General features: G+C 73.7%; 20 protein-coding genes. 9 read left to right on the top strand and 11 right to left on the bottom strand.

Annotated features, from left to right (window positions below; translation table 11 throughout):
• Window positions 1–274: 274 nt before the first annotated feature.
• From ABR738_RS06265 to ABR738_RS06240, 6 genes are all read right to left on the bottom strand, one after another.
• Window positions 275–688 carry a PTS-dependent dihydroxyacetone kinase phosphotransferase subunit DhaM gene (locus ABR738_RS06265; RefSeq protein WP_350228972.1) on the bottom strand — a complete coding sequence of 138 codons (414 nt, stop codon included), beginning with the start codon at window positions 686–688 and terminating at the stop codon, window positions 275–277.
• Window positions 685–1,281, bottom strand: a complete 597-nt coding sequence (gene dhaL / locus ABR738_RS06260; protein ID WP_350234447.1) for a dihydroxyacetone kinase subunit DhaL — start codon at window positions 1,279–1,281, stop codon at window positions 685–687. Before dhaL ends, ABR738_RS06265 begins: the two co-directional genes overlap by 4 nt.
• 21 nt (window positions 1,282–1,302) lie before the next feature.
• On the bottom strand, window positions 1,303–2,295 hold the full coding sequence (dhaK, locus tag ABR738_RS06255) for a dihydroxyacetone kinase subunit DhaK (RefSeq protein ID WP_350234446.1): 993 nt from the start codon (window positions 2,293–2,295) through the stop codon (window positions 1,303–1,305).
• A gap of 43 nt (window positions 2,296–2,338) precedes the next feature.
• Window positions 2,339–3,334, bottom strand: coding sequence for a glycerophosphodiester phosphodiesterase (locus ABR738_RS06250; protein WP_350228971.1), 996 nt, complete (start codon window positions 3,332–3,334; stop codon window positions 2,339–2,341).
• 293 nt (window positions 3,335–3,627) lie between these two features.
• Window positions 3,628–3,876 carry a type B 50S ribosomal protein L31 gene (locus tag ABR738_RS06245; protein WP_350228970.1) on the bottom strand — a complete coding sequence of 83 codons (249 nt, stop codon included), beginning with the start codon at window positions 3,874–3,876 and terminating at the stop codon, window positions 3,628–3,630.
• 137 nt (window positions 3,877–4,013) lie between these two features.
• On the bottom strand, window positions 4,014–4,484 hold the full coding sequence (locus ABR738_RS06240; RefSeq protein ID WP_350228969.1) for a DUF5709 domain-containing protein: 471 nt from the start codon (window positions 4,482–4,484) through the stop codon (window positions 4,014–4,016).
• A 232-nt stretch (window positions 4,485–4,716) separates the two neighbouring features.
• Here ABR738_RS06240 and ABR738_RS06235 point away from each other — a divergent pair, with 232 nt between their 5' ends.
• Window positions 4,717–5,697 (top strand): TIGR01777 family oxidoreductase, encoded by a 981-nt coding sequence (locus ABR738_RS06235; protein WP_350228968.1) that lies wholly within the window; start codon window positions 4,717–4,719, stop codon window positions 5,695–5,697.
• On the opposite strand, the gene ABR738_RS06230 is transcribed toward ABR738_RS06235, so the two are convergent.
• Complete coding sequence (locus tag ABR738_RS06230) at window positions 5,669–6,619, bottom strand: SLAC1 family transporter (protein ID WP_350228967.1); 951 nt, start codon at window positions 6,617–6,619, stop codon at window positions 5,669–5,671. The genes ABR738_RS06235 and ABR738_RS06230 overlap by 29 nt on opposite strands.
• 183 nt (window positions 6,620–6,802) lie before the next feature.
• On the opposite strand from ABR738_RS06230, the gene ABR738_RS06225 reads away from it, so the two are divergent.
• The 3 genes from ABR738_RS06225 to ABR738_RS06215 all read left to right on the top strand — a co-directional run bounded on the left by ABR738_RS06225 (window position 6,803) and on the right by ABR738_RS06215 (window position 10,166).
• Entirely contained in the window at window positions 6,803–8,005 is a 1,203-nt protein-coding gene (locus ABR738_RS06225; RefSeq protein ID WP_350228966.1) for a hypothetical protein, read from the top strand.
• A 155-nt stretch (window positions 8,006–8,160) separates the two neighbouring features.
• Window positions 8,161–8,535, top strand: coding sequence for a DUF488 domain-containing protein (locus tag ABR738_RS06220; protein ID WP_350228965.1), 375 nt, complete (start codon window positions 8,161–8,163; stop codon window positions 8,533–8,535).
• A gap of 62 nt (window positions 8,536–8,597) precedes the next feature.
• Window positions 8,598–10,166, top strand: coding sequence for a bifunctional phosphatase PAP2/diacylglycerol kinase family protein (locus ABR738_RS06215; protein WP_350228964.1), 1,569 nt, complete (start codon window positions 8,598–8,600; stop codon window positions 10,164–10,166).
• Window positions 10,167–10,171: 5 nt separating this feature from the next.
• Here the strand turns inward: ABR738_RS06215 and ABR738_RS06210 are convergent, their stop codons facing one another.
• On the bottom strand, window positions 10,172–11,347 hold the full coding sequence (locus ABR738_RS06210) for an MFS transporter (protein WP_350234444.1): 1,176 nt from the start codon (window positions 11,345–11,347) through the stop codon (window positions 10,172–10,174).
• Between the two features lie 129 nt (window positions 11,348–11,476).
• Here ABR738_RS06210 and ABR738_RS06205 point away from each other — a divergent pair, with 129 nt between their 5' ends.
• Both ABR738_RS06205 and ABR738_RS06200 read left to right on the top strand, forming a co-directional pair.
• A complete protein-coding gene (locus ABR738_RS06205) occupies window positions 11,477–12,223 on the top strand; it encodes an AraC family transcriptional regulator (RefSeq protein WP_350228963.1) in 747 nt (248 codons plus the stop codon).
• Window positions 12,224–12,252: 29 nt separating this feature from the next.
• Window positions 12,253–13,140 carry a carboxymuconolactone decarboxylase family protein gene (locus tag ABR738_RS06200; protein WP_350228962.1) on the top strand — a complete coding sequence of 296 codons (888 nt, stop codon included), beginning with the start codon at window positions 12,253–12,255 and terminating at the stop codon, window positions 13,138–13,140.
• A gap of 188 nt (window positions 13,141–13,328) precedes the next feature.
• Here the strand turns inward: ABR738_RS06200 and ABR738_RS06195 are convergent, their stop codons facing one another.
• Window positions 13,329–13,529 carry a hypothetical protein gene (locus ABR738_RS06195; RefSeq protein WP_350228961.1) on the bottom strand — a complete coding sequence of 67 codons (201 nt, stop codon included), beginning with the start codon at window positions 13,527–13,529 and terminating at the stop codon, window positions 13,329–13,331.
• Window positions 13,530–13,686: 157 nt separating this feature from the next.
• Window positions 13,687–14,106 (bottom strand): CBS domain-containing protein, encoded by a 420-nt coding sequence (locus tag ABR738_RS06190; RefSeq protein ID WP_350228960.1) that lies wholly within the window; start codon window positions 14,104–14,106, stop codon window positions 13,687–13,689.
• Window positions 14,107–14,466: 360 nt separating this feature from the next.
• Here ABR738_RS06190 and ABR738_RS06185 point away from each other — a divergent pair, with 360 nt between their 5' ends.
• Genes ABR738_RS06185 through ABR738_RS06175 form a run of 3 tightly spaced genes read left to right on the top strand, consistent with a single transcriptional unit; the run spans window position 14,467 to window position 18,189 of the window.
• A complete protein-coding gene (locus tag ABR738_RS06185) occupies window positions 14,467–15,657 on the top strand; it encodes an acyl-CoA dehydrogenase family protein (RefSeq protein WP_350228959.1) in 1,191 nt (396 codons plus the stop codon).
• Window positions 15,658–15,692: 35 nt separating this feature from the next.
• Entirely contained in the window at window positions 15,693–16,568 is an 876-nt protein-coding gene (locus ABR738_RS06180; protein WP_350228958.1) for an oxygenase MpaB family protein, read from the top strand.
• Window positions 16,569–16,623: 55 nt separating this feature from the next.
• A complete protein-coding gene (locus ABR738_RS06175; RefSeq protein WP_350228957.1) occupies window positions 16,624–18,189 on the top strand; it encodes a phytoene desaturase family protein in 1,566 nt (521 codons plus the stop codon).
• Window positions 18,190–18,247: 58 nt separating this feature from the next.
• Here ABR738_RS06175 and ABR738_RS06170 read toward each other — a convergent pair whose 3' ends face one another.
• A complete protein-coding gene (locus ABR738_RS06170; protein ID WP_350228956.1) occupies window positions 18,248–20,014 on the bottom strand; it encodes a serine hydrolase domain-containing protein in 1,767 nt (588 codons plus the stop codon).
• Window positions 20,015–20,241 lie beyond the last annotated feature (227 nt).

Below are 20,241 nucleotides of genomic sequence, written 5' to 3'. Positions count from 1 at the left end.
GCCGGTGCACGCGGAAGAGCCCCGGGGCTTTTGAGGGGCGCGGGGAACTGCGCGAGTACCACGGCGGGGGTGGGGCTTCTCGGGGGCGCGGGGAACTGCGCGCTCAGCCGGGCGCGGCCCGCAGTCGAAGGCGGGGCTTTTGAGGGGCGCGGGGAACTGCGCGAGTACCCCGCGCGGCCCGCAGGCGAAAGCGGGGTTTCAGGGGCCCGCACCCCGGAGAGGCCCGAAGGTGACCCGTCGCGGCCGGGGCGGGGCCGAGGGGGAAGCAACCCCCTCAGACCTTCCGGTAGGCGTACGCCTCCGACGCCGCCGCCTCGACCCCCTCCAACCCCACCCCCGCCCCCGCGCTGACGACCGCCGCCACCGCCCCCTCCACGAAGGGCGCGTCCAACAACCGCGTCCCGGGCGGGAGTTCGTCCCCCTCGGCCAGCAGCGCCTTGACCGTGAGGACCGCGCTGCCCAGATCCACCAGCACGGCCACCCCCGCGCCCCGGTCGACGGATTCGGCCGCCGCCACGATGAGCTCCGCACTGGTGCCGAGCCCGCCGTCGGGCAGCCCACCAGCGGCGGCGACGGGGACGGTGGCGTCGCCGCCCGCAAGGCCCCGGGCCAGCTCCGCGACCGCCGCCGCGACCGCCGCGCTGTGCGAGACCAGCACCACGCCGACCAGCGGCTCGGCCCCGCTCACGCGGCGGCCTCCACGAGCGCGCCGATGAGCAGCGCCGCCGACGCCGCCCCGGGATCCTGATGCCCCACCGACCGTTCGCCGAGATAGCTGGCCCGCCCCTTGCGGGCCCGCAGCGGCACGGTCGCGGCCGCCCCCGCCCCGGCCGCGTCGGCCGCCGCACCGAAGGACTCGCCCAGCGCGTCGACGGCGGGCAGCAGCGCGTCCAGCATCGTCTTGTCCCCGGCCGCCGCCCCGCCGAGCAGGCCGACCGCCGCCACCCCGGCGCCGAGCGCCCGGGCCAGCTGCTCTCGGGTGACCTCGTCCGCGTCCCCGAGCTCCTTGCCCATGCGCCGCAGCAGCGTCCCGTACAGCGGACCCGACGCGCCGCCCACGGTGGAGATCAACTGCCGCCCGGCGAGGGCGAGTACGGCCCCCGGGGTGCCCGGAGGCTCCTTGTCGAGCGCCGCCGCCACGGCGGTGAAACCACGCCGGAGGTTGGCCCCGTGGTCGGCGTCCCCGATCGCGGAGTCGAGGTCGGTCAGCCGGGCCTCGTCGCGGTCGACCGCGACGGCGGTGGCGGACATCCAGCGGCACATGAACGCGGCGTCGAGCACAGGCTCTCCCTCAGTCATCACTCAGCAACCCCAGCGCAGCGCGGGAGTGTTGACCGGCGCGTCCCACAACCGCAGCAGTTCCTCGTCCACTTGACAGAGCGTCACCGAACACCCGGCCATGTCCAGCGAGGTGACATAGTTCCCGACGAGCGTACGGACCACCGGTACACCCCGCTCGGCGAGCACCCGGTGCACCTCGGCGTTGAACCCGTACAGTTCGAGCAGGGGAGTGGCGCCCATCCCGTTGACCAGGAGGAGTACGGGACTGGTCGGCCGCAGATCGTCGAGGACGACGTGCACGGCGTAGTCCGCGATCTCCCGGGCGGTCATCATCGCCCGCCGCTCACGCCCCGGCTCGCCATGGATGCCGACGCCCAACTCCAGCTCCCCGGGCGGCAGTTCGAAGGTCGGGCCGCCCTTGGCCGGGGTCGAGCAGGCGCTCAGCGCCACCCCGAAGCTGCGCGCGCCGGCGTTGACCCGACGGGCGATGGCCTCGACCCGCTCCAGCGGCGCGCCCTCCGCCGCGGCCGCTCCGGCGATCTTCTCGACGAACAGGGTGGCGCCGGTGCCGCGCCGCCCCGCTGTGTAGAGACTGTCGGTGACGGCGACGTCGTCGTCGACCAGGACCTTGGCGACGCTCACCCCCTCGTCCTCGGCCAGCTCGGCCGCCATGTCGAAGTTCAGGACGTCGCCGGTGTAGTTCTTGACGACGAACAACACCCCCGCGCCGCCGTCCACGGCCGCCGCGGCCCGCACCAGCTGATCCGGCACCGGCGAAGTGAACACCTCACCGGGGCACGCGGCGGAGAGCATCCCCGGCCCCACGAACCCGGCGTGCAGCGGCTCGTGCCCGGAGCCGCCGCCCGATACGAGGGCCGCCCGACCGGCGACGGGCGCGTCACGCCGCAGCACCACCCGGTTCTCCACGTCGACCGTCAGCGCGGGATGCGCGGCCGCGATGCCGCGCAGCGCGTCGGCCACGACGCTCTCGGGCACGTTGATGAGCTTGTTCACCATGACCTCCAGGCGAGGCGTGCGGAGTGTGTCGGCCCCAGTATCACGCGAAGCCCGGAGCGCGGGCAGGGCGGAGCGGCCGCAGCGGGTGTCCGCCGGTCGCCCGCCTGATGACGTCGGGCCGGTTGGAGATGACGCCGTCCACGCCGCGCCGCACCAGGGCACGGGCGGCATCCGCGCTGTCGACGGTCCAGGCGTTCACGCGCATCCTCGGCCAGTGCGGACTCCTGAGCGCGTGCACCGCCTTCACATACGCCGAAGTCACCGCGCCCTGCTCGGTGTTGAACTCGTCCACGAAGGCGGCGTACTGCCCGAGCCGGGACAGCGGTACGTTGCCAAGGAAGCCGGTGCGCACCTCGGGGCGCAGCCTGTGGGTGGTGCGCAGCGCGGGGGCGCTGAAGCTCTGGACGATCAGGCGCCGAGTCAGATGCGGCCCGTCGAGCCAGCCGGCCCGGCCGAGCGTGTCGAGGGTCTGGCGCTCGATCCCCGGGTAGAGCTCCGGCTGCTTCAGTTCGAGCAGGAGACTCTGGCCGGTACGGTCCAGCAGGCTCAGGTACTCCTGGAGGGTCGGCACGCGCTCGCCCCGGAAGCCCGGGCCGAACCAGCCGCCCGCGTCCAACTGCTCGATCTCGGCGAGCGTGAACGAGCCGACCGCCCACGGGGAGCGCCCGGGGTAGCGCCGTTCGGCGTCGGTGGTGCGCTTCAGGGTGGTGTCGTGGATGACGACGAGCGCTCCGTCGCGGGTGCGCTGGACATCGTTCTCCACCCACTCCACGCCCAGATCCGCGGCCTCGCGCACCGAGCCGAGCGTGTTCTCGGGGGCGTGCGCCGGAGCCCCGCGATGGCCGAAAACCGTGGTCGGTGCGGTCGGTGCGGTCGGTGCGGTCGGTGCGGTCGGTGCGGTCGGTGCGACAGTTGCGACCGGTGCGACGGTCGCGATCGTCGTGGCCCGCGTGGAATCGGCGGACAGGGCGAGGATGAGGGCCAGGACCCCGCACAGCGCGCCGACGACGGTGAACACGGCGGTGCGATGGCGCATGCGCATTCCATTCCTCACGACGGGTTCGGATCAACAGCCGCGAGGGTGCCAGCGCGTGACGCGCGGCGGCACCCGCTCCGGGGGACGATGGCCAGAACGCGGTCGCGTTCCCCGGCCCGGGTGGCGCGGACTCGGTCAAAAGACCCAGGAGCGTGCAGGTGAACGGCCCGGCGGGGCAGACCCGCGCGGGGGGAGGGGGCCTCGTGGGGCGTACGGCTCGAAAGGGCCGCAGCACGCACGTGCAGGAGGAGGGCCCAGGCCGGGGCGGGCTCGGCCGTCCGCCCCGGCCAAGGTCACGCCTTGCCCTCGTAGCGCCGCTCGAAGCGGGCGATGCGGCCCTCGGTGTCGACCGTCCGCGCCTGGCCCGTGTAGAAGGGGTGGCTCTCGGCGGAGATCTCCACGTCGATGACGGGGTAGGTGTTGCCGTCGTCCCAGTCGATGCTCTCCTCGCTCGTCGCGGTCGACCGGGTCAGAAAGGCGAATCCGGCCGCGCGGTCACGGAAGACGACCGGCTGGTAGGGGGGCTGCTTGTCGCGCTGCATGGAGTCTCCGGGGTGTCGGTCGGCACAACTGCGGTGTGGTGCAAGGGGTTTGGTGTGGTGCAAGGGGTTTGGGCGCTGAGGGAGGGCGGGCGGTCCCGCGGACCTGGGAGGCGCGGCTTCCCATGGCCGCCGGGTGGTCAGGGGCCGTCGACGGCGTCCTCGTCGACGACGTGCATCGCGGCCTCCTCGGCCGAGGACGCCGCGCCGTCCAGGCCCACGTCCGTGGCGAACAGACGGGTCTCCTCGTCGGGGTGCGCGCCCTCGTCCGGGGCCACGAGCCGGCCCGCGCGGGCCGCGCCGACCTCGTTGTCGCGCGGCTCGCCGTCGGTGTCCCAGGTGTCGCCCACGCCGTCGCCCTCCGCCTCGGCCACCTCGGGGAGCTCATGGGCGAGGCGCCGCTCCAGGCTCTCGCCGCGCAGCCGTTCGGCGGCGGTCACCCCGGGTCGCTCCACGGCCCAGGGCCGTTCCGGCGGTGAATACCCCGTGTCGAGCGGGTCCTCGGGCCCCTCGTCCAGGGTGTCCTCGGTGCCCAGGATGCCCTCGTCGTCCTGCACCTCGGAGCCGTCGGGCTGGTAGACCTCGTCTCCCCACGCCTCACTGTCGACCACGGCTGCCTCCTGGGTTGCGCCGGCGGTTCGCACGCCGCGGATCCGATCCGGCCGGCACCTCCAGTGTCGGCCCGCTCGTCCCCGCCGACCACCGCACGCGATCCGGCCGGGTGATCGGCGGCGGGGCAGGGGGCTTCGGCGCGCCGAAGCGGGCAGGCCACCTGGGACGGAGCCTCTTTGAACGCGTTCAAGTCTGTGCGCTAGGGTCACGTCAACAACGAGGGGGTGCGCGATGAAGGTAGTGATTCCCGGCGGTACCGGGCAGGTCGGCTCGATCCTGGACCGGGCGCTGACGGCCGCGGGCCATGATGTCGTGATCCTCACGCGACGGCCGCGCGGCCCGCGCCAAGTGGGCTGGGACGGCGAGACGCCCGGCGCGTGGACCGATGTCGTCGACGGCAGTGACGTCGTCGTCAACCTGGCCGGCCGGAGCGTGAGCTGCCGCTACACCGAGGCGAATCTGCGGGCCATGATGGACTCGCGCGTACGCTCCGCCCAGGTCGTGGGCCGGGCCATCGCCGACGCGGCGCGGCCCCCCGCGCTCTGGCTCCAGATGAGCACCGCGACGGTGTACGCGCACCGCTTCGACGCGCCCAACGACGAGGCGAGCGGCATCCTGGGCGGCGCCGAGCCGGACGTTCCGGGCTACTGGGTCTTCAGCGTGGAGATCGCCAAGGCATGGGAGGCGGCGCAGGAGGAGGCGCGTACGCCGCACACGCGCAAGGTCGCCCTGCGCTCGGCGATGGTGATGAGTCCCGACCGGGGAGGCGTCTTCGACGTGCTTTCGAAGCTGGCCCGCCTCGGGCTCGGCGGTCCGGTCGCGGGCGGGGCGCAGTACGTCTCCTGGATCCACGACCACGACTTCGTCCGGGCGCTCCGCTTCCTCGTCGAGCGCGACGACATCACGGGACCGGTCAATCTGGCGGCCCCCGCTCCGCTGCCGCAACGGGCTTTCATGCGCGCGCTGCGCGACGCCCGGGGCATCCCGGTGGGTCTGCCCGCGACCCGGTGGATGGCCGGGCTCGGCGCGTTCGCCCTGCGCTCGGACACCGAGCTGCTGCTCAAGAGCCGTCGCGTCGTGCCCGGGCGCCTCCTGGACGCGGGCTTCACCTTCGCGTATCCCGCTTGGCCGAGCGCGGCGGCCGACCTGGTCGCACGTGCCCGCTCCGGGCGCCAGGGCCGGGTCAACCTCCCGGTCCGGAGCGGGAGTTGAGCCGTTTGCGGGTGAACCCGGCGAGCACGAGCAGCCAGGCCGCGCAGGCGGCCCACAGCACGCCCTCGCCGAGCGGGCGCAGCCACCCGGTCCCGGTGGCGGTCGCGGCGGTCAGCGCGGCGACCGAGGTCATGCCGAGCGGGAAGACCGTGGACCACCGCCGGATGTCGTAACGCGGCCGAGGCCTTCGCACCTCGAAGCCGAGCAGCACCGCGCACGCCGCGAGATTGACGCCGACCAGGACGAGGGTGGTGGTGCGCAGGGCGGTGTGCGCGGCGCCGGTCCACAGCGGTGAGATGGTGAGTTTCGCCGCGGCCAGTGCCGAGATGGCCGGCGCGCCGCCCGCGATCCACTGGTCGCCGGCCCCCCGGGCCAGTTCCCGGACGTCGAATCTGGCCAGCGCCTCCCCGTAGAGGAGCACGCCGAGCACGAGCGCGCCGAGCGCGGCCCACCCCAGCCAGTCGCCCGCGCCCGCCAGGAAGAGCGTCGCCGCGAGCACCGCCAGGCCCTGCGTGGCGACGCACACCAGGAAGGCCGCGCCGGGCATCCGGGGGTGCCAGTGGCGTACGACCGCGATCAGCAGCCCCGGCCAGATCACCGCCGCGAGCGCGAGCAGCCCCGCCGCCACGTCCTCGCGGCCGAGCGCGCAGAGGCGGGTGCCGAGCACCGTGGTGGCGGCGACGGCGGTGAGCGCGGGCGGGGTGTCCGCCTCGCCGGACCAGCGGGCCCGGTTTCCCAGCAGCCGCCACAGGAAGTCCCAGGCGAGCAGCAGCCACAGGAGCACGGCGATGGCCAGGCCCACCCGGGAGAGCGTTTCGTGGCCGGTCAGGTGCAGTCCGATGGAGACGATCGCGGTGGCCATGACGGCGGCGCCGGCGGCCGGCGGCAGCTCGGCCCACCACGGGGCGCCCTGGCGGTTCATGGGCCCATCTCAACGCGGGCGGTCCGCCGTCGCCACCGAGGCGACTCTCGCTCCCGGGCCGCCGAGGTGGCGTCCACGGAGAGATGCTTGTAGAGTACAACTCATAGCAGTTGTAAATACCAACCATTGCGCTCGCGGTTCGTGACCGGTCCCGGTCGCGGGTACGAGCAGAAGGGTCCGCTCATGTCCGCAGGTCACAAGGCCGGCCGGCCCGGCGCGCCGGCGCTCGTGCGTACGACGCCGTCCAACCCCGCGCTGCGGCACGTCCTCACGCATCTGATCACCCCGCTCCTGATGTGCCTCGGCATGGGTCTCGCCTACCTCGGCGCGTTCGTCTCCCCCGAACCGCACCACCTGCCGGTCGCCGTCGTGGGGGCGGGCCCCGAGGCGAAGGTGTTCGCGCAGACCATCCAGGACAAGGCAAACGGAGCGGCCACAGCGAACACGGCAGGCGCGGCAGGCAAGGCGGGCGACAAGCTCGACGTGCGCACCGTCCCCGACCGCGCCACCGCCGTGGACCAGCTCAAGTCCCGTGACATCACCGGCGCCTACGTCCTGGACGCCAAGACGCCGGAGCTCATCGTCGCCTCGGCCGGATCCGACATGAGCGCCACCGCCGTCGAGAAGATCTTCACGCCGGTTGCCACCGCGCAGGGCGCCCCGCTGAAGATCACCGACGTGGTGCCGCCGGTCTCCGGCGATCCCACGGGCTCGGGCATCTTCTTCCTGCTCATCGCGGTCAGCATCGGCTCGTACGCATCCGTCGCGGTGCTCGGCGCGGCCGGGGCGGGTCTCACGCTCCGGACCCGGGCGGGCCTGGTGGCCGGGGTCTCCTTCGTGGTCTCCCTGATCGGCGCCGCCTTCGCGGGACCGCTGTTCCACCTGGTCGACCACGGGCTGTGGGGCGTGTGGGCGATGGCCTGGCTGTACTCGGCGGGCATCCTCTTCCTCGGCGTCGGGCTGCACACCTTCCTCAAGCGCTGGACCACGCTCGGCGTGATGGTGCTCTTCGTGATGCTCAACTTCACGAGTTCCGGCGGGCTCTTCAGGCCCGAGCTCCAGAACGGGTTCTTCGGCGGTCTGCACGCCTTCTGGAACGGCGCGGGCCTCCTGGAGGGCATCCGTGACCTGGTCTACTTCGGCGGCCACGGTCTCGCACGCGATGTGTGGGTCCTTATCGCGTGGCTGGTCCTCGGTCTCGCCGTGATGATGATCTCCGGCGCCGTAGAACGCCGCCGGACGCCCGCGGCCGAGGTGACGCGGTCCGAGACGCCCATGACATCTCCGGCGCCCGCCGCGTCCACCGTGCCCCCGGCCACCGCCGCCACCGCCGGGGCCGCAGAGGCCGCAGAGGAAGAGGAGATCGAGGAGGCCGTCGGCGTCTGAGGCGCCGACACCGCCACCCACAGTGGCGCCCGACCGCCGGGCGGGTCGGCACCGGTCCGCCGGTGCCGACCCGCCCGGCGGTCGCGCGACTCCCGGACCGTTGGCAGGGTGGGGCCGGGGGCGACGCGCGGGGGAGCGACACCTGGGAGGCACCGATGCCGGCACAGCGCGCACCGAGGGTCCGCCGCGTCTACGACCCTCCCGAGGACACCGACGGCGTACGCGTCCTGGTCGACCGGCTCTGGCCCCGGGGCCTGTCCAAGGAACACGCCGCGGTCGATGAGTGGCCCAAGGACCTCACCCCCTCCACGGAGCTGCGCCGCTGGTACCACGAGGACCGCTCACGCTTCGCGGAGTTCCAGGAGCGCTACAAGGCCGAACTGGCAGGGCCCGAACAGCGCAGGGCGCTGGACGGGCTGCTCGATCTGGCCAAGGCGCACACCGTCACCCTGCTGACCGCGGCCAAGGACGTCGACCACAGTCACGTGCCGACGCTTCTCGCCGCCCTCAAGCAAGGCCGGCCCCGCTGAGCGGGCGTCCGTACGGGCGAACCCGGCGGGCGGACGGGCGCCGCTCCCGCTAGGCAGGGAGCATGGCACCGATGTCACGGATGGGGACGATCGACCGCCGCTGGTTCGAGCGGGTGGCCACCGCGCGCCTGGCCGGCGCGGACCGGGTGCTGCCCCGACTGAGCCGCGCGGCCAACCACGGCGGGCTGTGGTTGGCGACGGCGGCGGTGCTCGCCGCCGCCGGGGGCCCCACGGCCCGCAGGGCCGCGCGGCGCGGCGCGGGCGCCCTCGCGCTGGCCTCGCTCACCACCAACACCGTCGCCAAGTACGCCACCCGGCGCGGGCGCCCGGTGGTGGACGCCGTCCCGCTGGTGCGCCGCCTCGCGAAGGCGCCGCGCACCTCCTCCTTCCCCTCGGGCCACTCCGCGTCGGCCGCCGCCTTCGCGGCCGGCGTGGCCCTGGAGTCCACCCGGTACGGCGCGCTCGTCGCCCCCCTCGCCGCGGCCGTGGCCTTCTCGCGTGTCTACGTCGGCGTCCACTACCCGGGCGACGTGCTGGCCGGCTGTGTCCTGGGTGTGGGCGCCGCCGCCGTCACCTGCTACTGGTGGCCGCCGAGGCCTCGACCCGTGCACCCGCTGCACACCCGCGCCGACGCGCCCACGCTGCGGCGCGGCCGGGGCCTCGTCGTGGTCGTCAACGGCGGCTCCGGCAAAGGGGTGGTGGGCCGGCTGCCCGCGCGGGACCATCTGAGACTGCTGCTGCCCGAAGCCGAGATCGTCGTTCTCGGTCCGCAGGACGATCTGGGCGAACTCCTCGACGAGGCCGTCGACCGGGCCGGTCGACTGGCCAAAGTGCTCGGGGTGTGCGGCGGCGACGGCACCGTGAACGCGGCCTCGGCACGCGCCGCGCGGGCCGGGCTCGCGCTCGCGGTCTTCCCCGGCGGCACGCTCAACCACTTCGCCCTCGACGCGGGCGTCGCCGCCTTCGAGGACACGGCGCACGCCCTCGAACACGGCGAGGCGATCCGGGTCGACCTCGCCCGCGTACGCGACGAGGGGGAACGTGACGTGGCGGCGTTCCTCAACACCTTCAGCGTCGGCTTCTACCCCGATCTGGTCCGGATCCGCGAAGGCCTCGAAGGCCGGATCGGCAAGTGGCCCGCCGCCGCCATCGCGCTCGTGCGCGTGCTGCGCACCGCCACACCCGTGCACGTGCGCCTGGACGGCAGGCCCCGGAAGCTGTGGCTGCTGTTCGCGGGCAACGGCCACTACCAGCCCGACGGGCTCGCCCCCACCTACCGGCCGCGCCTGGACGAAGGCCTGCTCGACCTGCGCACCGTCGACGCCGAAGTGCCGCTGGCCCGTCTGCGCCTGGCCGTCTCCGCGCTGGCCGGCGCCCTGCGGCGCTCCCACGTCTACCAGGCCGAACGCGTACGGTCACTGCGTCTGACCGGGCTCGAAGGCGTCGACTCCCTCGCGTACGACGGGGAGACGGCGCCCGCGCCCGACGCCCTGGTCCTGGACAAGCGGGACCGCGCCCTCACCGTCTACAGCCCCGCCGAGGCCCAGGACGAGTTCGCCCAGCGCGCCCGCACCGCGACGGCCGCCATCGCCGCAGGCGCCACCGCCATCGGGGCCCGACAGGCCCGCTGAGCCCTTCATCCCTCTTGCCCGGCCAAAGCGGCCGGGGCGCCGGCGGCCACGTCCTCACGCTCGGGCGGCGCGGGCTCGGGCAAGGTGCGCGCGGTCAGCCAGGCCACCAGGGGGAAGACGACCAGCGGGGCGAGGGCGGTCCGCAGCGACGTGGCGTCGGCGGCGGCCCCGATCAGCGGGCCGGCCACGCCGCCCACGCTCACCGTCAGACCGAGCGTGACCCCGCTCGCCGTCCCGATCCTGGTGGGCAGATAGTCCTGACCCAGCGTCACCTGGAGCGAGAACGGCACATACAGCGCGGCCGAGGTCAGCGCGACGAACAGATAGAAAGCCGGACCGGGCACGAACACCACCCCGGCGACGGACGGCGCCGCGACCGCGTACGACCGGGCCACCACCCGCACCCGGTCCCAGCGCGCCGCGAGCCGGCCACCCACGACCGTGCCGACCGCGCCACCCGCGTACAGCACGAACAGGGCGGCGGAGCCCGCCACTTCACCGCCGCCGACCCGCTCACGGGCGTACAGCGCGACGAACGCGCTCAGGCCCACGAACACCAGCGAACGGCACACGACGACCAACGACAGCCTCAGGAACGAGGCCCAGTCGTCCCGCGCCGCGCCGCCCGGGTCACGCGCCGTGCCCCGCCCGGGCAGCCGGGTCGCCCGCAGCGCGAGCACACACAGCACGCTGCCGAGCGCGGCCGGCACCGCGAGCAGCGGCGCGGCCCCGAGCCCGCCCGCCCCCACCACCACGCCGACCAGCAGCGGCGCGGCCGCGAAACCCAGGTTGCCGCCGAGCGAGAACCAGCCCATCGCCGTGTGGCTCCCCGCGCTCGCCGCCCGGGCCACCCGGGCGGACTCGGGATGGTAGGCGGCCACCCCCACCCCGGACACGGCGACCATCGCCAGGGTCATCGCGTAGGTGCCCCCGCTTGCGCTCAGCGCGATGCCGGTCCCGGCGAGCGCCGTACTGACCGCAAGCAGCCACGGCATCGCCCACCGGTCGGCGAGCGCCCCGAACAGCGGCTGGACGACGGAGGACAGCAAAGAAGCCGCCAGCACGACACCGGAGGCGGCCGCGTAGGAATAGGCCCGTTCCGCCACGAAGAACGGCACGAGCGCCGCCACGGAGCCCTGGTACACATCGACGCACGCGTGCCCCACCGCAAGCAGGAACACCGGTCTTCGCCACAATCCGCCGTCCTGCCCCCGCGTCGGCCGCTCCCCGCACTGATCACCCTGTTTCTTCGGCACGGCCCGATCATCGCCAGCGCCGTACCTGTCGCGCTTCCGATAAAATGCCAGGCAATGCCGAATATCCGCCACACCCCCGTGGCGCCCACCCGCGCACAGCCGATGGCCGCCGGCGACAGCATCGACGCGCACCGGCACGACGACCACCAGATCGTCTACGCGAGCCGTGGCGTGCTCGCGGTCACCACGGACGCCGGGACCTGGGTCGCCCCCGCGACGCGCGCCATCTGGGTGCCGGCCGGCACCGTGCACGCCCACCGGGCCCACGGCAGGCTGGAACTGCACCTGATGGGGATCGCGGCCCACGAAGACCCGCTGGGCCTTGACACCCCCACCGTCGTGACGGTCGGACCGCTCCTGCGCGAGCTGCTGCTCGCCCACACCCGCGCACCGCGAGAGCGGGGGCCCGAGGGGGAGCGGCTGCGCGCGGTCCTGCTCGATCAGGTGCGTGCCGCGCCCCAGTGGCCAGTCCATCTGCCGGCGCCCAGCGACCCCCGCCTGGCCGCGGTCTGCGCGGCGCTGTGGGCCGACCCGGCCGACCGGCGCGGGCTCGCGGAACTCGGCGCGGACGCGGGCGCGAGCGAACGCACCCTCAGCCGCCTCTTCCGCGCCGATCTCGGCATGACGTTCCCCCAGTGGCGCACCCAGCTGCGGCTCTACCACGCGCTGCAACTGCTCGCCGACGACACTCCGGTGACCATCGTGGCCCACCGGTGCGGCTGGTCCTCCACCAGCGCGTTCATCGACGTCTTCCGCCGGGCGTTCGGCCACACACCCGGCGCGCACGGGCGTTTGCGTTAGAGCGTGCTCCAACTCGTAGCGTCTGGAGCATGAACAGCGCACAGAACACGCAGAACACGCAGAACACGCAGAACACGCAGCACACGCAGCACACGCCGGAGACCGCCACCACCGCCGTACGGGGCGACGAGACGACCGACGAACGGTTCGAGCGCGGGCTCGCCCTGCTGCGTACCGTCGGCGGGCGGGAGCGCCCGGCGATCCTGGACAGCCTGGCCGACATCGCGCCCGACCTCGGCCACATGACCGTCGCCTTCGTCTACGGCGACGTCCTGCCCCGGCCCGGCCTCACGCTGCGCCAGCGGCAGATCATCACAGTCGGCGCGCTCGCCGCGATGGGCAACGCCGCGCCCCAGCTGCGCTTCCACATCGACGGCGCGCTCAACGTCGGGGTCAGCCCGGCCGAAGTGGTGGAACTGCTCATCCACACCGCCGTGTACGCGGGCTTCCCCGCCGCTCTGAACGGCGTCGCCGCCGCCCGCGAGGTCTTCGAGAGCAGGCCCGACGTCACGGCGACCCCCGTCGACACCGCGCCGGAGCCCGGCGACCGCTACGAGCGCGGTCTGGCCAAGCTGGCCGAGGTGGACGGGCACGCCGGGGACCAGGTCGTCGCGTCGATGCGGGACATCGCGCCCGATCTGACGCGTTACATCATCGAGTTCGCCTTCGGGGACGTCTACGCGCGCTCCGGGCTCGGCCTGAAGGAGCGCGAACTGGCCAGCGTCGCCATGTGCACGGCGCTCGGTACGGCCGCCCCGCAGCTGCGCGTCCACGTGCACGGGCTGCTCAACGTGGGCGGCACCCGCGAGGAGGTAGTCGAGGTCATCACGCAGATGGCGAGCTACGCCGGGTTTCCCGCGGCGCTCAACGCCATCGCCGTCGCCCGCGAGGTCTTCGAGGAGCGCGCGGCGAACTGACCGCGCGGGCGGCGACGCGTCACCCGGGACGGGCGCCGGGGCCGTGGCCCCGGCTTCGCGCCGGTCGGGCCGGGTCCGCCCGGGCCGGCTCCGTTGGGGGCGGGCCCGTTGGGGGCGCGACGGTCGAGTCGGCGCCCGCGCCGGTCAGGTCTTCCCCCGGGTGTGTCCTTTCGGGGAAGCGGCTTGTCTCAGGGAAGCAGTTTGTCCAGGGCGGCGGGGCCCTCGGCGGCCAGCTTGCGCTCCGCCCAGGCCAGGTTCTCCGGGTTGATGTCCCGTCCGGATGCGAGCACCAGGTCCTCTGCGGTGACCTCGCCCCCGGCTCCCGTGTGCAGCAGCGCGTCGGGGGTCACGGAATCGGGCTGCGAGCTGGAATCGGACCGGTCGTTCATGCCGCCTCCTACGTTCGTCCAGTAATGCACCATTCTGGCCCCCGCCTACCCGGACCGCATCCGGCCCACACGCCCCAGGGCCACCGCCGCGCGGCGTCCGTGCTCAGGGCCGTGGCCGGTCGCGTACGGGTGGTTCGAACCGTGTGCGGAGCGCGCCTCAGTGGGCCGCGTACACCCGCCCGGCGAACGTGGCGAAGGCCTCCGCCGTGAGCTTGCGGGCCAGGTCCGCCTCGGTGATCATGCCCACCGGCAGACCGTCCTCGACGACCACGATCCGCCGGATCCGCGCCTCGCTCATCGCCCTCACCGCGAGCGCGGCCTCGGCGCCCGCGTCCACCGTGTGCACGCCGCCCCCGGCCAGCTCGCCCGCGGTGATCTTCGAGGCGTCCTTCCCGGAGGCGAGCGCCTTCACGACGATGTCCCGGTCGGTCACGATGCCGGTCAGGGTGCCGTCACTGCCTTTCACCGGCAGCGCGCCGACCTCGTGGTCGCGCATCAACTGGGCGGCGCGATCCAGGGTCTCGGAAGCCGGGACGCAGCGGACGCCGGCGGTCATCAGGTCGCGGGCAGTGGTCACGGGGGCCTCCGGTTCACGGGTGCGACGGCGGTGCGGCGGGGATGCGACGGGGTGCGACGGCGGTGCGACGGGGGTGCGACGGTGGTGCGGACACGGACGGGGCGGCCGCGCGGAAGCGGTACGGGCGCGCACCCCGCACCATCGGGGCGCACCCCGCACCACCGGCCATGCTCACCGCCCCCACGGCCCCCGGCGACCGCTCGGCGCCGTCCGGGTGACGCCCCGCGCCGACGAGTCCCGGATGCCCGCAAGTGGCCGCCCCCCGCAGCCCGTTGCCACCCGGGACGCCCCTCCCCTTCCAGATTGTTGGAACACGTTCTACTGTGTGCGCCGCCGTACCGCGACCGTCCTGGAGGAGCCGTGCACCTCGCATACACGCCTGAGCAGCAGAAGCTGCGTACCGAGCTGCGGACCTACTTCGCCGGCCTCGTGCCGGACAACGTCTACGCCCGGTACGCGGACCCGGCGGCGCAGAAGCGGTTCTACCGCGCGACCGTGCGCCGGCTCGGCGAGGACGGCTGGCTCGGCGTGGGGTGGCCCACGGAGTACGGCGGCCGGGGGCTCAGCCCGATGGAACAGTTCATCTTCTTCGACGAGGCGGCCCAGGCCGGGGTCCCGCTGCCGCTGATGGCCCTCAATACGGTGGGCCCCACGCTCATGCGGTTCGGCACGGACGAGCAGAAGGCGTACTTCCTGCCGAGGATCCTCTCCGGTGAGATCGACTTCGCCATCGGCTACAGCGAACCCGACGCGGGCACCGACCTCGCGGCGCTCAAGACGCGCGCGGTGCGCGAAGGCGGCGAGGCCGACGGCACCTACACCGTGAACGGGCAGAAGATCTGGACCACCAACGGCGACACCGCCGACTGGGTCTGGCTCGCCGTGCGCACCGATCCGGACGCCCCCGCGCACAAGGGCATCACCATGCTCCTCGTGCCGACCTCAGACCCCGGCTACAGCTGCACCCTGATCAACACGCTGGCCTCGCACGACACCACGGCCAGCTACTACGAGGACATCAAGGTCCCGGCCGCGCACCGGGTCGGCGAGGAGAACAAGGGCTGGCGGCTGATCACCAACCAGCTCAACCACGAGCGCGTCACCCTGGCCGCCCACGGCACCACGGCGATCCGCGCGCTCCACGACGTCCAGCGCTGGGCCGCCGGCGTCCCGCTCGCCGACGGCCGCCGCGTCCTCGACCTCGGCTGGGTCCGCAGGAACCTCGCCCGTACCCACACCCGCCTGGAGGCGATGAAGCTGCTCAACTGGCAGATGGTCAACGCCGTCCAGGAAGGCACCCTCACCCCCCAGGACGCCTCCGCCGTCAAGGTGTACGGATCCGAGGCGCGCCGGGACGCCTACGCGAGCCTGATGGAGGTCCTTGCGGCGGCGGGACCGCTGAAAGAGGGCTCGGCGGGCGCGGTCCTGCACGGCGAACTGGAACGCGGCTACCGCTCCGCCGTCATCTTCACCTTCGGCGGCGGCAACAACGAGATCCAGCGCGAAATCATCGCCTGGATCGGCCTGGGGATGCCCCGGGTGCGCCGCTAGCCTGGCTCAAGGACCCCACCCACCGGAGGTGCCCGATGGCGGACGACGGCGACCCGGGCCATTTCGGCCCCCGGTCGGTCACATGGCAGGTGCACAGCGACCCCATGATGTGGATCGCGGGCATCAGGGCGCTGTACCTCCAGGCGCTGCACCCGCGCGCGGTGCGCGGTGTCATGCAGAACTCCGACTTCCGCGAGGACGCCTGGGGCCGGCTCCTGCGGACCGCCGACTTCGTCGGGACGCTCACCTACGGCACCAAGGACGAGGCCGACCGGGCCGGCGCCCGGGTCCGCCGCATCCACGCCCTGCTCAAGGCCGACGATCCGGTGACCGGCGAGCGGTATGGGATGGACGATCCCGCGCTGCTGCTGTGGGTGCACTGCGCCGAGGTGGACAGCTATCTCGCCGTGACCCGGCGTTCGGGCCTGTGGCTGAGCGACGCCCAGGCCGACCGCTACGTCCAGGAGCACCGCGTGGCCGCCCGCCTGGTGGGCCTGGACGAGGCCGGCGTGCCGGGAAGCGTCGCCGAGCTCGCCGCCTACTTCGACTCCGTGCGGCCCGAGCTCGCGGTCACCGACGACGCCCGGACCGTGGACGACTTCCTGCGGCGCCCGCCCACGCCCGCACCCCTGGTCCCGGCGCGCGCGCTGGTGTGGCGGCGCGTGGCCACCCTCGCCTACGCCTCGCTTCCCGCCTATGCCCATGAGCTCTACGGCCGCCCCGCTCCCGCCGCCCAGACCGTGGACCGCCGTCTCGTCCGCATGGGCACGACGCTGCGCCGTGTCCCCGCCACGGTGCGCTGGCAGCTGCCGCCGCGCCACATCCTCAAGGCGGTCGCCCGGCTCGGCCCCGGGGCCCGCCCGGCACCGAGCGAGCTGCGCGCACGCGCGGCCGCGGCCGAGGGGCCCTGAACGTGCCGTGCGCGGGACGGGTTCCGCGCCTGATCGTCCCGTGTTACCAAGGGGCATGACCGCACACACCGCGTTCACCCGTGATCTGTACGACGCCGTCATCGTGGGAGGAGGGCACAACGGTCTGGTCGCCGCCGCGTATCTGGCCCGCGCCGGACGGTCCGTCCTGGTCCTCGAACGCCTCGGCCGCACCGGCGGCGCGGCCGTCTCCACCCGCCCCTTCGACGGCGTGGACGCGCGCCTCTCGCGCTACTCCTATCTGGTCTCACTGCTGCCGCACAAGATCGTTGAGGATCTGGGACTCGACTTCGCGGTCCGCAAGCGGACGGTGTCCTCCTACACCCCGGCCCTTCGCGAGGGGCGCCCCGGCGGCCTCCTGGTCGGCAAAGGCCACGCGCGCACCGCCGCCTCTTTCCGTCAACTCACCGGATCCGACGCCGAGTTCGCGGCCTGGCAGTCCTTCTACGGCTTGACGCGCCGGGTCGCCGAGCGGGTCTTCCCCACCCTGACCGAGCCGCTGCCGACCGCGAGCGCGCTGCGGGAGCGGATCGGGGACGACAAGGCGTGGCGGATGCTGTTCGAGGAGCCCATCGGCGTCGCCGTGGAGGACCGCTTCGCCGACGACCTCGTACGCGGCGTCGTGCTCACCGACGCCCTGATCGGCACCTTCGCCGACGCCCACGACCCCTCGCTCGCCCAGAACCGCTGTTTCCTCTACCACGTGATCGGTGGCGGCACCGGCGACTGGGACGTGCCGGTGGGCGGCATGGGCGCGCTCACCGACGCGCTCGCCGCGGCCGCGCGGGCGGCTGGAGCCGAGATCGCCACCGGGCACGAGGTGACCGCGATCCACACCGACGGCGTCGAGGCCGAGGTCGACTACGCCACGAGTGAGGCCTCCGGCACGGTCGCCGCCCGCCACGTCCTGGTCAACGCCTCCCCGCACGCCCTGGCACAACTCCTCGGCGATCGGGCACCCGAGCCCGCCGAGGGCGCGCAGCTGAAGGTCAACATGCTGCTCACGCGCCTGCCACGGCTGCGGGACACCGCCGTCGACCCGCGCGAGGCCTTCGCCGGCACCTTCCATATCGCCGAGGGGTACGGCCAGTTGGCGACCGCGTACGCCGAAGCCGCGCGCGGTGAACTGCCCACCGTCCCGCCCTCGGAGATCTACTGCCACTCCCTGAGCGACCCCTCGATCCTCGGGCCGGACCTCGCGGCCCGCGGCTATCAGACCCTCACCCTCTTCGGGCTCCACACCCCCGCCCGGCTCTTCGCCGACGACAACGACAAGACACGCGAACTGCTCCTCGCCGCGACGCTCGCCCAACTGGAGGCCCACCTGGACGAACCGCTCGCCGACTGTCTGGCCCTGGACGCGCGGGGCCGCCCCTGTATCGAGGCGAAGACCCCGCTCGACCTGGAGCGCGATCTGCGGCTGCCCGGCGGCAACATCTTCCATCGCGCCCTCGCCTTCCCCTACGGCGACGGAACGACCGGCCGCTGGGGCGTGGAGACGGGCCACGCCAACGTCATGCTGTGCGGGGCGGGCGCCGTGCGCGGCGGTGGCGTGAGCGGCATCCCGGGCCACAACGCGGCGATGGCGGTGCTGGGTCATTGAGGCGCCGCGCCCCCCGTGTGCGCCACCCAACGATCCGTCAACTCTGCTCCGAGGGCGCCTAGTCGGCGGACCTCGTCCAGCCCGATGCCGCGATCCGCGCGGCGTCGCCCGGCCGGGACTCGTCGAACACCGTCCGGCCGTCGTGGCTGACCCGCAGGCCGTCCGCGTACACCCCGCGCCCCACGTACCGGGGTCCCGTGGTGTACCGCAGGCGCAGCCGGGCCGGCCGGCCGTGCCACGCTGCCAGGTCCGCCGCCACCCGGTGCCAGACCCGCCCCGACCACCCCGTCACCGACCCGGACGGGTGCTCCACAAGCCCGCCACCGGGGCGCGCGGCCGTGAACGGGACCGGCTGCCACGTGGCTCCCGCGTCCCGCGACGCCTCCAGGGCGAGAACGCCCACCCCCGGCTCGGTGTCCCACCACAGCGAGCACTCGAACCGGGCCCGGCCGGTCGGGGCGGGCAGCTCGGGCAGGGTCAGCGTGGCGCTCGTGGCCCGCGCCATTCCCCCGAACCACGACATCCCACCGTGCGCGGGACGCACCGCGACGGCCCGCGCCAGCGCGTCGCCCGCCGCCACCCGTGGCGCGGACCCCGAGCGCCAAGTACGAACCGGATGAACGGAGTTGGACAACACGACCAGGAACGTGTCGGTGCTTGGGTCGAGGACGATACTCGTGCCGGTGAACCCGGTGTGCCCCGCGCTGCGCGGCGTGGCGAGCGCGCCCATGTACCAGTGCTGGTACAGCTCGAAGCCCAGGCCGTGCTCATGCCCGGGAAAGGCCGTGTTGAAGTCGGTGAAGAGCAGGTCCACAAAGGCGGGATCAAGGATCCGGGTCTGGCCGTAGGCGCCGCCGTTCAGGAGCGTACGGGCGAGAACAGCCAGGTCCCAGGCGCAGGAGAAGACACCGGCGTGGCCGGCGACGCCGCCGAGGCAGTACGCGTTCTCGTCGTGCGCCTCGCCCCACACCAGGCCCCGGTCGAGCCCCGACCACGGCCTGCGGGCGTCCTCGGTCGCGGCGATCCCGGCCTTCCAGGACGCGGGCGGGTTGTAGCGCGTGCGGCGCATCCCGAGCGGAGCGGTGATCCCGTCGTGGAGCAGCACGTCGAGCGTGCGTCCCGTGATCGCCTCCAGGACCAGTTGGAGGGAGATCAGGTTGAGGTCGGAGTAGAGATAGGCGCTGCCGGACGGACGCGCGGGCGCCTCGTTCCAGATGAGCTTCAGCTTCTCCTCGCGGGTGGGCGCCTCGTACAGCGGGATCCAGGGCCGCAGCCCCGAGGTGTGCGTGAGCAACTGCCGCACCGTGACGCCCTGTTTGCCCGCCGCGCCGAACTCGGGCAGGTACGAGGCGACCGTCCGCTCAAGACGCAGCGTGCCGCGCTCGATCTGCTGGACGGCGAGCAGCGAGGTGAACAGTTTGGAGAGCGAGGCGAGGTCGTACACCGTGTCCTCGGCCGCCGCGATCACCCGCCCGGGCGGGAGCTCCACCGCGCCGTCGCACTTCTCGTCGTACGCCGCATAGCGCACGGCGCAGCCGATCGCCTCGTGCAGCGCGACCGTGCCGCCGCGCCCCGCGAGCAGGACGGCGCCCGCGTACCACGGATGGTCGGGGGAGGGGCGGAGGAAGGCCTGGGCCTCCTTCACCAGGCGGTCCAGGTGCTCGGGCAGCAGCCGGGCCTGCTCGGCGCTCCCGCGCCGCAGGGTCCGCGCGCCCTGCCCGGCCCCCGCTGCCTCCGGTGACGAGCCGACCATCAGCGCTCCTCCAAGCCCCATGGCCGCGCGGGCGACCCGCCGTCCGCTGGAGCCCCGTACGTCATCGGCCATCGGCACACGGCCCTTTCCGGCGCGCTGAGGACTTCTTTCGTGATCACTCCGACCGTGATCACTCGGACAACGCAAACCTTCTGCTCCGCCTCCAGGCGTGTCAATGACGCGGCGCTGCCTGGCGGGGCGCGGCCCGGCGCGGCATGTCGTGGAGGGGTGGCATGGCCGCACAGGGGCGGCGCCAAGAAACTGACGCAGCATCAGGAAATGTCTTCCCTCGTCGCCTC

Source organism: Streptomyces sp. Edi4, from assembly GCF_040253615.1.
In the GTDB taxonomy this organism is placed as follows: Bacteria; Actinomycetota; Actinomycetes; order Streptomycetales; family Streptomycetaceae; genus Streptomyces.
The sequence above is the reverse complement of the archived record's forward strand: the minus strand, read 5'-3'. Positions and strand labels throughout refer to the sequence as shown.

What these genes read in the sequence shown, in the direction of transcription:
- ABR738_RS06170 (WP_350228956.1), bottom strand. Translation starts at nt 20,014, where the DNA reads ATGGCCGATGACGTACGGGGCTCCAGCGGACGGCGGGTCGCCCGCGCG.
- ABR738_RS06235 (WP_350228968.1), top strand. Translation starts at nt 4,717, where the DNA reads ATGAAGGTAGTGATTCCCGGCGGTACCGGGCAGGTCGGCTCGATCCTG.
- ABR738_RS06175 (WP_350228957.1), top strand. Translation starts at nt 16,624, where the DNA reads ATGACCGCACACACCGCGTTCACCCGTGATCTGTACGACGCCGTCATC.
- ABR738_RS06220 (WP_350228965.1), top strand. Translation starts at nt 8,161, where the DNA reads ATGCCGGCACAGCGCGCACCGAGGGTCCGCCGCGTCTACGACCCTCCC.
- ABR738_RS06230 (WP_350228967.1), bottom strand. Translation starts at nt 6,619, where the DNA reads ATGAACCGCCAGGGCGCCCCGTGGTGGGCCGAGCTGCCGCCGGCCGCC.
- ABR738_RS06250 (WP_350228971.1), bottom strand. Translation starts at nt 3,334, where the DNA reads ATGCGCCATCGCACCGCCGTGTTCACCGTCGTCGGCGCGCTGTGCGGG.
- ABR738_RS06180 (WP_350228958.1), top strand. Translation starts at nt 15,693, where the DNA reads ATGGCGGACGACGGCGACCCGGGCCATTTCGGCCCCCGGTCGGTCACA.
- ABR738_RS06215 (WP_350228964.1), top strand. Translation starts at nt 8,598, where the DNA reads ATGGCACCGATGTCACGGATGGGGACGATCGACCGCCGCTGGTTCGAG.
- ABR738_RS06205 (WP_350228963.1), top strand. Translation starts at nt 11,477, where the DNA reads ATGCCGAATATCCGCCACACCCCCGTGGCGCCCACCCGCGCACAGCCG.
- ABR738_RS06200 (WP_350228962.1), top strand. Translation starts at nt 12,253, where the DNA reads ATGAACAGCGCACAGAACACGCAGAACACGCAGAACACGCAGAACACG.
- ABR738_RS06225 (WP_350228966.1), top strand. Translation starts at nt 6,803, where the DNA reads ATGTCCGCAGGTCACAAGGCCGGCCGGCCCGGCGCGCCGGCGCTCGTG.
- ABR738_RS06245 (WP_350228970.1), bottom strand. Translation starts at nt 3,876, where the DNA reads ATGCAGCGCGACAAGCAGCCCCCCTACCAGCCGGTCGTCTTCCGTGAC.
- ABR738_RS06195 (WP_350228961.1), bottom strand. Translation starts at nt 13,529, where the DNA reads ATGAACGACCGGTCCGATTCCAGCTCGCAGCCCGATTCCGTGACCCCC.